The 12,614-nt window shown below is 37.3% G+C and carries 11 protein-coding genes and 1 pseudogene; 1 reads left to right on the top strand and 11 read right to left on the bottom strand.

Going from position 1 to position 12,614, the window contains the following annotated elements:
* Window positions 1-109: 109 nt before the first annotated feature.
* The 3 genes from LFLEISCH_RS06695 to LFLEISCH_RS06685 form a co-directional block, all read right to left on the bottom strand.
* Complete coding sequence (locus tag LFLEISCH_RS06695) at window positions 110-1,051, bottom strand: beta-ketoacyl-ACP synthase III (protein ID WP_007474612.1); 942 nt, start codon at window positions 1,049-1,051, stop codon at window positions 110-112.
* A gap of 139 nt (window positions 1,052-1,190) precedes the next feature.
* Window positions 1,191-2,141, bottom strand: a complete 951-nt coding sequence (locus LFLEISCH_RS06690; protein WP_007474610.1) for a DUF4822 domain-containing protein — start codon at window positions 2,139-2,141, stop codon at window positions 1,191-1,193.
* A gap of 118 nt (window positions 2,142-2,259) precedes the next feature.
* Window positions 2,260-3,351, bottom strand: a complete 1,092-nt coding sequence (locus LFLEISCH_RS06685) for a glucosaminidase domain-containing protein (protein ID WP_007474608.1) — start codon at window positions 3,349-3,351, stop codon at window positions 2,260-2,262.
* Window positions 3,352-3,637: 286 nt separating this feature from the next.
* Here LFLEISCH_RS06685 and LFLEISCH_RS06680 point away from each other — a divergent pair, with 286 nt between their 5' ends.
* A complete protein-coding gene (locus tag LFLEISCH_RS06680; protein WP_007474606.1) occupies window positions 3,638-3,826 on the top strand; it encodes a YjzD family protein in 189 nt (62 codons plus the stop codon).
* Between the two features lie 28 nt (window positions 3,827-3,854).
* Here LFLEISCH_RS06680 and gpmA read toward each other — a convergent pair whose 3' ends face one another.
* The 8 genes and pseudogenes from gpmA to hemE form a co-directional block, all read right to left on the bottom strand.
* Window positions 3,855-4,544, bottom strand: a complete 690-nt coding sequence (gene gpmA, locus LFLEISCH_RS06675; protein WP_007474604.1) for a 2,3-diphosphoglycerate-dependent phosphoglycerate mutase — start codon at window positions 4,542-4,544, stop codon at window positions 3,855-3,857.
* Window positions 4,545-4,660: 116 nt separating this feature from the next.
* Window positions 4,661-7,263 (bottom strand): annotated as a pseudogene (clpB, locus tag LFLEISCH_RS06670) (ATP-dependent chaperone ClpB).
* A 139-nt stretch (window positions 7,264-7,402) separates the two neighbouring features.
* Window positions 7,403-8,074, bottom strand: a complete 672-nt coding sequence (locus tag LFLEISCH_RS06665; protein ID WP_007474597.1) for a Bax inhibitor-1/YccA family protein — start codon at window positions 8,072-8,074, stop codon at window positions 7,403-7,405.
* A gap of 91 nt (window positions 8,075-8,165) precedes the next feature.
* On the bottom strand, window positions 8,166-8,936 hold the full coding sequence (locus tag LFLEISCH_RS06660; protein WP_007474596.1) for a Cof-type HAD-IIB family hydrolase: 771 nt from the start codon (window positions 8,934-8,936) through the stop codon (window positions 8,166-8,168).
* A gap of 69 nt (window positions 8,937-9,005) precedes the next feature.
* Complete coding sequence (locus tag LFLEISCH_RS06655; protein ID WP_007474593.1) at window positions 9,006-9,794, bottom strand: GNAT family N-acetyltransferase; 789 nt, start codon at window positions 9,792-9,794, stop codon at window positions 9,006-9,008.
* Between the two features lie 130 nt (window positions 9,795-9,924).
* Entirely contained in the window at window positions 9,925-10,272 is a 348-nt protein-coding gene (locus LFLEISCH_RS06650) for a hypothetical protein (RefSeq protein ID WP_007474591.1), read from the bottom strand.
* A gap of 192 nt (window positions 10,273-10,464) precedes the next feature.
* The gene (gene hemH, locus LFLEISCH_RS06645) at window positions 10,465-11,391 is read right to left on the bottom strand and encodes a ferrochelatase (protein WP_007474589.1); all 927 of its coding nucleotides are present in this window, start codon (window positions 11,389-11,391) and stop codon (window positions 10,465-10,467) included.
* On the bottom strand, window positions 11,388-12,446 hold the full coding sequence (hemE, locus tag LFLEISCH_RS06640; protein ID WP_007474587.1) for a uroporphyrinogen decarboxylase: 1,059 nt from the start codon (window positions 12,444-12,446) through the stop codon (window positions 11,388-11,390). The genes hemH and hemE overlap by 4 nt, the downstream gene beginning before the upstream one ends.
* Between the last annotated feature and the right edge of the window lie 168 nt (window positions 12,447-12,614).

The raw sequence follows: 12,614 nt of genomic DNA, 5'->3' as shown, positions 1-12,614 counted from the left end.
AACAGAGCTCGGTTTGAAGCAAAATTCAAGCCGAGTTTATTATACCATAAAAGAAAGAAAGGTGTCTTTATCCGTACATAAAAACACCTCTCACTTATTGATAGGACACTTATTTTCCGAAACGAATAACAAGGGCTCCCCAAGTTAAACCAGCGCCAAATCCAACAAGCAACAAGTTATCGCCATCTTTCACACGACCTTCTTCGACAGCATCAATTAAAGCAAGTGCAATCGAAGAAGAGGATGTATTGCCATACTTATGCACGGTTTTCATCAACTTCTCTTCCGGAAGGTCTAAACGTTCACGCGAAGCTTCCATAATACGAATATTTGCTTGGTGAGGGATTAGTAAGTCTAAATCTGCTTTTTCTAATCCTGCTTTTTCTAAAGCTTGCATCGACGCATCTCCCATTTTTCGTACAGCAAAACGGAAAACTTCACGTCCGTTCATATATAATTTATTATTTTCTTCTTTTAAATTTAAATACTTTCCGCCTGAACCGTCAGAACCTAGAACAAATGATAACAATCCTTTATCCTCAGAAACAGGTCCCATAACCACAGCCCCAGCCCCATCACCAAATAAAACGGCTGTGCTTCGGTCGTCCCAATCCGTAATTTTAGATAATTTATCCGCGCCGATGACTACAACGTGCTTGTAAGCCCCCGTTTGAATAAATTGTGAAGCTGTTACAACACCATAGGTAAAGCCAGAACATGCAGCTTCTAAATCCATGGCAGCTGCATTTTTAGCACCTAAACGATCTTGAATGATATTCCCAACAGATGGGAAAGTCGCTTCCTGTGTAACAGTCGCCACAATAAATAAATCAATATCATCCGGCGTTAATCCCGCATTTTCAATCGCTTTTTTAGCTGCTTCATATGCCATATCATGCGTATATTCATCATCACGCGCAATGCGTCTTTCTTCGATGCCTGTACGTGTGCGAATCCATTCGTCAGATGTTTCCATCATTTTTTCCAAATCAAAGTTCGTTAATACTCTTTCAGGAACATATTTCCCTACTCCTAGAATACCTGCATTCATTGTTTCTCCTCCATATTCGGGTGAAATTAAAAAGCTGTTTTTATGACCTGGTACTAATTTTAACAGATATTAATAAGTTTATCAATCACCCAGCCTCTTACTAAAAAACCCCAGCACAAAACTGTACTAGGGTCTCTCATTAAAAACTAAATTTCGGATTTAATTTTCCTTTGTAAGGCTCATGTTCCACAAAGACAACAATATCATTTCCAGCCGCATTTTTACCCATTCGAGTATACGTAAATTTCGTTGGATTTAGCTCCGTTAATTCGAGTACAGCCCCGTATTTATTTGCTCCAATTGAAGCATGTGCCCGAATTTTATTATCATGTAAGACATCGAAATAACCAAAATCCATACGACTTTCCCCAGTTTGCAGATTGAAAAATTCGTATTTATTTGTCTTGCTATCATATTTAGCTAGGCTAATAAAATTGCGGTTTTCTTCCGTCACATCATTCCCATTTTGATCCAAAACTTTTGTTCCATTCCATAGTCGGTTACCTAAAATTTTATCTCCATCTACATTTTTTAGAATTTTACCCGTTTTTGAATCCAGCGTTTTGTCTGGTTTTGTAAATTGAAGTTCCTTCCCTTTATACGGAATATGTTCGACATAAACCTCCACGTCTTTTCCTTCTTTATCTTTCCCCATTCGCTTATAAGTAAAAATATCCTGATTTATTTTTTCCATTTCAACAACCGCTTGATAATTCAGCGTTTCCGAAATTAAAATTCGTTTTTTGCCATCATTTGTGACAAAAAATGTTCCTGCATCATTTCTCGATTTTCCAGTTTTAGCATCAAAAAATTCATAACGACCAGTATCTGCTTCATATTTCGCAAGGCCAATAAAATTTTGATTTTCCGATGTTAAATCTGTTCCATTCTCATCATAAACCTTTGTACCTTGCCAGTTTGTACTACTTAACAGTGCCATTGCTTTTTGCCCGGAAACCCTTTTTTTCTTTTGCTCGTATTTCTTCTCCGCAACATTTTTTGCCTCACCTTCCATACTTTGCCCACATGCTGCAAAAAGAATTGTCGACCCGAGTATGAGCGCCCCCATCATTTTTACTTGTTTATTCATCTTTTTCTCCTCCTTTAACAATTTCTATCCTTAGCTTAACGAAAGAAACTGAACTCCATCTAAAGAGAAAATAAACTTTTTATGAACAAAAAAAATCGCCCGAGGCGATTTTTCTTGGTTATTTATTTGGGTTGTGGTCCGAAAAACCAGGTGCTTTTGACCAGCCGACCGATTTCCCGTCTTCATCAACAATATGGTACCAGTATTCATTACTAACATCTGCACGTTTATCAATGGTAACTTTTTTACCTTTTAAATCATTTAAATTTCCTTTGATTTGTGCTGTATCTTCAACTGGATAGGTATAAATTTTTTGTTCATTTTCTACAACATATTTTTTAAGCTCTTTTTTAGATTCTGTTTTGGGTGTATAGAAAACTTTTACTGCATCTGTATCGATATAGCCAAGACGTTTCCCATTATCAATCACTTCGTACCATTCGCCACTCTCTGTTGTTACTTTCTTTCCTAGGCGGAGACTCTTGTCTTTATATGCGGAAGCGTCTGCTACTTTTTCGGCTCCTTTTGTACCCTTAGGAGAGGTCCAAATGGCTTGATTTTTAGGTTCTTCGATTTTCCCGTAAGCGAGTACGTAAGTTGATTCTTGGACGGAATCATAAATATCATCATAGGCAGTTAAATTATAACGTTCAATCGTTTGGATTAAAGTATCTGCATAGTTCGGATCTGTTGCATAGCCAGCTTCTTGGATGGCTTTTGCAGCTTCTTTATAGTTCGTTTCATTTAATACTTCATGATATAGTGCTGAATTTCCACTCGTGCCATTTACAAATAGCATTGTATGATCTTCTACCGAGGATTTACGGTCCGGATAAGAGCGAAATGCCGCATCAACTTTATAAGCTTCATCACCAGCATATTCCGTTGTTTGCATTGTAATCGAATCCCCGTTATAAGAACCTTTAATACCAAATAAATTATTGGCTTGTGTGGATAATCCGCTATTTCCCCAGTTTGATTCTACAATCGCTTGGGCAAGTGTAACACTTGTTAAAACACCGTATTTTTCTTGCAATTCTTGTGCCTTAGGTGCTATATCTTGTATAAATTGTTGTTCAGAAATAGTCATTCCTTGAAGTGAAGCTGTTACGCCTGATTTATCAGCAGCCTCCGCTTGTACACTAGCAAACGGCAGTAAAGCAGAAGTGACAATAACTGACGCTATAACAGCATGTTTAATTCTTTTCATCTTTCTATATTGCACATCCTATTCTTTAAAGTTATCTTGCTGAAAACCTCAATTGCAAAATTTATTTTAACAGCGAATTATGATAAAACGCTGTGAAAAATATAACAGTTTCATTTCATCTATAATACAACAAAGCATAAACGTTGGTATCAAATAGTTTTAGCTGTTTTCCATTTAATTGTTACAATAAATTGACGATTTATAGCAGTTACCTTGCTAAAACTGGAATATTTAACTTATTTGTGCTAGAATAAACCAAGTAATCATGTGAATCGAGGTGTCCGCTATGCGTTATATCGTAACAATCATTTGGGTATTTTTCCTTTCTATGATGGCTGAATTCGTATTATCTTCTATGCTTTACGTGCCTTTCGATTTCACAAGGGGGCTTATATTAACAGTAGGAATTTCATTTTTCGTTCTTGTTATTCCCCTTCTTATGCCAAAAGACAGCGAAATTTACGATATTAAATAAAAAGAAGCGTCCGTCTGGACGCTTCTTTTTATTTATCAAGATAATATTTATTTAGTGGCTTCAAATCGTTGTCGAGTTCATAAACAAGGGGGACACCTGTTGGGATTTCAAGTTCCATAATGTCATCATCACTAATACCTTCTAAAAATTTCACGAGCGCTCTCAAACTATTCCCATGAGCAGCAATCACAACGCGTTTTCCAGATTTAATCTCCGGTGCAATCGTGTCCATCCAGTACGGAATTACCCGTTCCAGAGTTACCTTCAAATTTTCCCCAGAAGGAATCGCGTGTGTATCAAGCAATTGATAGCGGCGATCGTTTTTTGCCTGTCTTTCATCATCTTCTTCTAAGAGTGGTGGTAGTGTGTCGTAACTGCGACGCCATTTTTGCACTTGGTCCGCGCCATACTTATCCGCGGTTTCTTGTTTATTTAAGCCTTGCAAAGCCCCATAATGACGCTCATTTAAACGCCAAGACTTATGTACAGGCACCCATAATTGGTCAGATTCTTCTAGAGCAAAATTAAGCGTTTTGATTGCACGTGTTAAAACTGAGGTGAAGGCCATATCAAATTCTAAACCAGCTTCTTTAATTCTCGTACCAGCCGTTTTCGCTTCAATAATCCCTTCTTCAGATAAATCTACATCATGCCAACCCGTAAATAAATTTAATTTATTCCATTCACTTTGCCCGTGGCGAATTAACACTAATTTCATACTTAAACATCCTCTCTTCATCTACTTTTTACCTCAACACATAATTTTTCCCTTTTTCAATTAAAATAAACCTAAAAGAAGTCGCCAAGCCCATTTCAAGCTAGCGACTTCCCGTTTTATTCCGTCACATGGAAAGTAAATTCCCCGTCTAAAAGATCAATTTCAACAGCAGAATGTGGCATCACTTTTCCAGAAATAATTTCCCGAGCAAGTGGTGTTTCCACATGGCGAACTAAATAGCGTTTTAGTGGCCGAGCTCCGTAAACCGGATCGTACGCTTCCTCCGCAATAAATTGTTTTGCCGCATCCGTCATCTGAATATGAATTTCCTGTGCCCGAAGCCGATTTTGCAATTCTTCCACAAGTTTTTCAACAATGCCTTTTACATTTTCAAGCGTTAGCGGTTTAAACAAGATAATGTCATCTACACGATTTAAAAATTCCGGTTTAAAGGACGCTTGAAGAATTTTCTGCACATCTTGTTCGAGTTCAGCAGAAATTTCACCATTTTCCGTGCGTTCAAGTAGCAGAGTAGACCCAATGTTACTTGTCATAATGATGACCGTATTTTTAAAGTCCACAAGTCTTCCTTGCGAATCTGTGATGCGACCATCGTCTAGCACTTGAAGCAAAATATTAAACACATCTGGATGCGCCTTTTCAATCTCATCAAGTAACACGATTGAGTATGGATTACGCCGCACAGCTTCCGTTAATTGCCCGCCTTCCTCATAACCAACATAACCTGGAGGAGCTCCAACTAATCTTGAAACCGAATGTTTTTCCATATATTCCGACATGTCAATTCGAATCATATGCTCTTCAGAATCGAACATATTGTAAGCTAGCGCCTTCGCAAGCTCCGTTTTCCCTACACCTGTTGGTCCTAAGAAAATGAAAGAACCTATAGGACGATTAGGATCTTTTATACCGGCCCGCGCTCGTAAAACAGCATCACTGACTAAATCGACTGCATTATCTTGACCGATTACTTTTTCATGAAGTGCATCAGCGAGTTTTAATAGCTTTTCGCGCTCCCCTTCTACTAATTTAGCAACTGGAATCCCTGTCCATCTACCAATAATTTCAGCAATTTCATTTTCTGTCACTTCTTCTTGCAGCAACCGGTCCTCATCTTGTGCTTTAGTATGATTTTCAGCTTCAAGACGTGTAAGTTCCTTTTCTAATTCCGGAATTTTACCATGACGTAGTTCAGCTGCTTTCGCTAAATCATAATTGTTTTCAGCATCTTCAAGTGCATGACGCGCCTCATCAATTTGTTCACGCACCTCGCGAATCTTACTGATTTCATTTTTTTCAGATTCCCATTTCGATTTCATTTTATTAGCTTCTTCTTTGTAATCAGCCAGTTCTTTTTGTAGCATTTCAAGACGTCTCACACTTGCAGGGTCTTTTTCTTCTTTTAAAGCCGCCTCTTCAATTTCCAGTTGCATCACTTTACGTGTTACTTCATCCAATTCGCTTGGCATAGAATCAATTTCTACCCGAATCGTAGCGCACGCCTCATCAATTAAGTCAATTGCCTTATCCGGTAAAAAGCGATCCGTAATATAACGATTTGAAAGTGTTGCTGCCGCTACAAGCGCGTTATCATGAATATTTACTCCGTGATGAATTTCAAACCGTTCTTTTAACCCACGTAAAATGGAAACCGTATCTTCCACAGTTGGCTCAGGGACTAATACTTTTTGGAAACGGCGTTCGAGTGCCGCATCCTTTTCAATATATTGACGATATTCATCAAGCGTTGTAGCACCAATACAATGAAGTTCTCCGCGTGCAAGCATTGGTTTTAACATATTCCCTGCATCCATTGCACCATCTGTTTTACCCGCACCAACAATCGTATGAATTTCATCAATGAATAGTAAAATTTGACCTTCTGATTCTTTTACCTCTTGAAGCACCGCTTTTAAACGCTCTTCAAACTCTCCACGGTATTTCGCCCCTGCAATAAGGGAACCTAAATCAAGTGAAATAATGGTCTTATCTTTTAGGCCTTCTGGAACATCTTTACGCACAATCCGTTGTGCAAGGCCTTCTACAATTGCGGTTTTACCTACACCAGGTTCCCCAATTAGAACTGGGTTATTTTTAGTTTTTCTAGATAAAATTCGAATAACATTACGGATTTCCGTATCACGTCCAATAACTGGATCAATTTTCCCGCTTCGTACTTCTGCCACTAAATCGCGGCCATATTTAGTTAAAGCTTCATAATTCTCTTCTGCATTTTGACTCGTCACGCGCTTACCTCCTCGAATTTGTAGCACAGCTTCTAAGATTACTTTTTTTATTTTTTACCTTGTGATAGAAGCTCTTCTGTCACAGACGTTTTCTTTTGATTCATTACCGCTAAAAGTAAATGTTCCGTTGATATAAATTCATCTTCTAACTCTTTTTCTTCTTTTTCAGCATCTATCATTAATTGATAAAGTTCTTGACTCATTGAACTCCCGTACTCAATATTTGTCCCACTTACAATAGGAATTTTGTCTAAAGCACTGTTCAAATTTTGGCTAAGGGCTTCTGTATTTACTTCCGCGATTTCATACACCCGTTTCGTGAAATCACTCTCATCTATTAGCACTTTAAAAATGTGTGTGACATCAATCGCCTGATGCCCCATTTCTTGCGCTAATTTTTGCGCCTCACCAATTGTCTCCTGAACTTGTGATGTAAATTTTTGCATCTCCATCATATGGCCTCCTTTAATATATCTTTGACCAATTTTGACCTTAATATCAGTATAAAATGTCTGACCAATTTTGTCCAATAAAAACCTATATTTTTCCAAAAAAAACTCACCGAAGAAATCCCCAGGTGAGTTTGCTTATTTAATCGCGTCCTGTAAACAATTGAAGTAGGAATAAAAATAGGTTTAAAAAGTCTAAATATAAACTTAACGATAGCATCGGAACATCATCAATTGTTACATCACGTTTCATAATTTGATTAAAATCAAACAAAATATAAAGTGAGAAAATGAGTGTCCCTGCACCTGCTATAATCATCGAAAACCCACCTAGTGGGATAAAGATACTAAATAACGAGAATAACACTAAAATAATAAGAGCTGCAAATATCGCTTTTCCTAAAAAGTGTAAATCTGTTTTCATTTTCGCTCCGATGAACCCAAGCACTGTAAACGTAACGGATGCTGTAACAAAAGCAAGCAACACAGCCGTTCCTGCACCAGCACTAAAATAATAAGTCAGTGTTGGGCCAAGCATTAAACCAGTTACACAGGCAAATGCAAGTAAAATTGGAAAGCCCCATGTACGACTAAGCTCTCGTTTTCTCCGAATAACAATAGCTGCGATAAGTAGAGCGAACTCTAAAATAACGAGCGGAATGAACCAAGCTGGATTAAGCGAGTTACCGACTGCTGCTCCTAATGTTGCTACTAATAATGAAATAACAAACCAGTTCAGCGTTTTTTGCATAATCACCTGCTTATTTGTCGCTTCCTCCACTTTTATATGTTCATTTTGCCTTATTTCACTCATCCTAACCTCTCCTATCCTTCAACTCATAAAAAAAGTATAACATAAATTGTATCTTGTGTGCCTCAGACTTGCGTATGGTTTTCATCCAAGACTAAATTAACCCCATATGTTTTAAACCTTTAAAAATGCCCTCATCATTATGACTGTCCGTCACAAAATGAGCATGCGCTTTTAAAGCAGGTACTGCATTCTCCATCGCAATACCATAGTGGACAGCTTGAAACATTTCAAGATCATTATTGCCGTCTCCAAATGCATACGTTGGTACATCTTCATACCCACAAATGTCAAGAAATTTCTTAATACCTTTTGCCTTCGAGCTGTCTTTTCGTAAGACATCATTACTAAAGGGCGTATTTCGCACAAATTGCAATTCTGGAAAGCGATCCTTGAAGTAGTCATCCCCACTTTCAAGTAGCAGTAATGCCATATTAATCGATTCTTTTTCAAAAAAAGCGGGATCTTTAATAGGCATAGGTTCGCCTAAAAAATCGTAGTGAGCTTTTGTGAGCAGATTATGGCTCGTGGCACGGATTTTTAAATCATTGTAAAAGCAAGCTTCCACACCCTGGCTTTTGGCTTCTTCTGTAAGTCGTTTCATAAGTTCAGGTTCTAAAATGTCTTCATACACTTTTTTTCCTTCATAAATCACAGCTTGGCCATTCATAATGATTGCCGAGTTTATACCCGTAAGTTCCATCTTCGTCGCAATTTCAGGTGTTGTTCGCCCCGTCGCAATGATTGGTATAATATGATTCGCACGTAAGCGTTCGAGTGCTTCTAATGATTTCTCGCTAACTTCCGCTTCTTTCGTAAGTAGCGTCCCGTCCATATCAAAAAAACAAATGGCTTCTGGCTTCACATTTTTCATTCCTTTTCGTTTTAGATAAAATCATCCTACCAAACTTTAGTCGCTTTCGCAAAAAAATGATTATCTGTACAGCGCGAAGTCACTCACATCTAGAAAGCCAATTTTATGATAAATCTTTCCAGCTACTGGGTTATCATAAAATAAACAAGGCGTTTTGCCCTCCGCAAGCAAATCACAACAAATACGTTTCATAAGCGTTGTGGCAAATCCATTTCCGCGATAGTTAGCTAGTGTAGCGACCCCAGTTATCATTGCTGAAAAAGAATTTTCTGCTGAGGATTCTACTACTGAAACAACTTGATTATCTTGTTCAATATAATAAATTCGTTTTGAACCCTGTTCTAATTGACGAATCACTAAATCTTCGTTTTCTTCACGTTCACCAAATTCCGTGATTTCTGCACGCATTTCAATAATTTCAGAGACATCATCTGCTTTTGCAGAACGAATAATGACTTCTCGATTAGCATTCATCATACTTGCATTATTACATTTGCAAAAGAATGATTCATGGCGTTTTTCTTTTAAATCAGGTATAAAATCCTCTAAAAGTTTTGTTACTCGTGGAATTCCACTAATGTTATATTGTTCATATTCTTTAATGATATTCGCAAAACCTTGCGCATCAAAATGTTCAGTTTTTGAATAAGGTAAGAAGTTGCGTTCAAAACGCAAAAGGCAAGCAATTAATTCAGAAGAATCTTCATTGTATTCGCCCCAAATGTCAATAATATCATTATCATAACCGAAATTTTCGATATCTCCTAAAATAAACAAATTTAGTATCGCTTCTGGTTTAAGTAGTTCGTTCAGTTCTTGTTCATTTGCTGCTGTCAGTTTTTTAATCAAGTTCTTCCACTCCCTATCCAAAATAGCTAGTTCAAAAATTGCTTTCATTTTAGTTGATAAATAGAAATTAGTCAACAAGTTGGACAGAAAAGAGCCATGCCTCATACCGAGACATGGCTCTTTGAATTTTTTATTCCCATTCGTAATGAATTTCACCAATTTTCAACATTAAACTTAGTGTATTGAATTTTTCATCCCCAAGGTGCAATTTATTTTCATCTTGGAATTTAATTGGTTCAGCAGCAATTTCAACTTGTTCTTTTTTAAAATAATCAATTTCTAACTGCAATTTTTCAGTTATATCATGTATGTATTTATCAAATTTCTTTTGATTTCTCATTTTTCCAGTGATAACCGAAGTAATTGTATTTTGACCTATGCCAACAGCTTTCGCAAAAGTTCGTTTTGTATATCCATTCATCGTCATATAAAACGCCACATTATCAGCAATTCTTTTTTTCTCTTTAATGTTACTCATTGTTCAAACCTCCTATGAACCTTTAACCTAAAATCATTATGCCCTATCAAAATGAGAATTCGATTAAAATTTTATAGTAGTATGGTAAAAAAATAGGAACCGCTTTCATTTAAAAAAGAATTTACTCGCTAAAAAAACTGATAACAAATAATTGGCTACTAAACCAAGACCATTTGTTATCAGCTATTTTTCTTATGAACGATAATGCTTCCAAACCACTGTTTTTAGGACCTCTAAAAATTCAGGGTCGGCATTTGGCATCGGCGGGCGATGATACGTAGCACCTAATTCATCTGTTACAACTTTACATTCATAGTCATTGTCATAAAGCACTTCAAGATGTTCTGCAACAAATCCAACCGGTGTATAAATAAAATGCTTATAGGCTTTTTCATGATATAAATCACGCGTCAAGTCCTGCACATCAGGGCCAAGCCAAGGCTCTCCTGTTTTACCTTCACTTTGCCATCCTAATGCGTAGTGCGGTATTTTGACCTGATTAAAAATGAGTTCAGCCGTTTCCTCAAGCTGACTAGGGTATGGATCCCCATGCACTTTAATTTTCTCTGGCAAACTGTGTGCAGATACAATTAGAATCGTGTCATCTAATTCTGCCTCAGGAATTCCATTTGCCACCTCATTAATTCTGTTTGCCCACATCTCAATAAATTGGGGTTCTTTATACCACTCATTAATGTTTGTTATTTTTAAACCACCCAGTTTGTTTGCTGCATCCTGTGCCCGCTTATTATACGCCTCGACGCTAAAACTAGAGTAATGAGGGGCTAAAACAATTGATATCGCCTCATCAATTCCGTCTTTTTTCATATTAGAAACAGCGTCCTCGATGAAAGGCTCAATATGCTTTAACCCAATATAGGTTTTAAATTCTACTTCATTTTGGGATTCATTTAGTACGCTCTCTAAGCCGTACGCCTGTTCTTCTGTAATTTTTGCGAGCGGCGATAACCCACCAATGGCATGGTATCTTCCGCGCAAGTCGGCCACCATCTCATCTGTCGGCTTTCTTCCGTGCCGGATATCGGTGTAATACCTTTCTATATCTTCATCTTTATAAGGTGTTCCGTATGCCATCACTAATAATCCAACTTTTTTCATCTGTTCTCACTCCCTAATAATTTTTTGCTTTGTTTGTGAATAAATGACGTTAATTCTCGGAGCATCTCTGGCTCAACTTCTGGGAAAACCCCATGACCTAGATTAAAAATAAAGCCTGGTTTTTTTGTCCCTTGAATTAAAATTTCGTTTGCTTGCTCTAAACATTTTTCTTTTGCTAAAAGCATGGAAGGGTCTAGGTTTCCTTGGAGTGCCATATTCGGTAGCCTTTCCCTTGCTTCTTGAATCGTCATGCGCCAGTCAATACCTACAACATCTAATTTTAAGTCGCTAAATTCATCCATCAGATGCGCGGCTGAAACAGCTTGCATAATAACAGGCACATTCGGATATTCTTGTTTCACTTTCCCAATGATTTTTCGCATCACTGGTTTTATGTATGTTGCATAATCTGCTCGACTAAGCGCGCCAACCCATGAATCAAAAATCTGAACGGCACTCGCCCCCGCTTCGATTTGCGCAATTAAATAATCAGCTGTCATTTTTCCAAGTTTATCCATTAATAAAATCCAAAGAGCCGGTTCACGGTACATTAAACTTTTCGTTTTGTGATAACTTTTTGATGGCCCACCTTCTATCATATAACTGGCAAGTGTAAAAGGAGCACCAGAAAAGCCAATTAATGGGACCGTCAGTTGTTCTTCTGTTAATAATTTAATGGTATCTAAAATGTAAGGTACATCTGTTGCTGGTGAAAGCACGTCTAGTTTTTCAACATCTTGTAATGTTCGAATCGGATTATGAATAACCGGTCCAATTCCACCTTTTATTTCAACTTCTACGCCCATTCCAACTAATGGTGTCATAATATCTTTATATAAAATAGCTGCATCTACACCATAATTTTCGACAGGAAGGCGTGTCACATACGCGCATAATTCAGGATTATGCGTAATTTCAAACAAAGAATACTTTTCTTTTAATTTTCGATATTCAGGCTGTGAGCGTCCAGCTTGGCGCATATACCATACGGGGATTGTATCGACTTTTTCCTTTCTCGCAGCTCGTAAAAATAAATCATTTTCGATTTTATTCATCCAGTAGTCCGCTCCTTTAGTTCAATTTTGCACATAAAGAATTTTATTTGTTCCATGACAAGAATACTAAAAATCATGTATAAAACCAAACAAATTGCTTAAGTATTGTTTAAAACTTTCTAAAAGTGGAAAATAAGTTTCAGCAAAACAATTTCAAAACAGAAAGCT

Origin of the sequence: Listeria fleischmannii subsp. fleischmannii LU2006-1 (assembly GCF_000344175.1) — a bacterium.
Taxonomy (GTDB): Bacteria; Bacillota; Bacilli; order Lactobacillales; family Listeriaceae; genus Listeria; species Listeria fleischmannii.
Note: the sequence above shows the minus strand (reverse complement) of the source record. Positions and strands in the feature narration are given on the sequence as shown.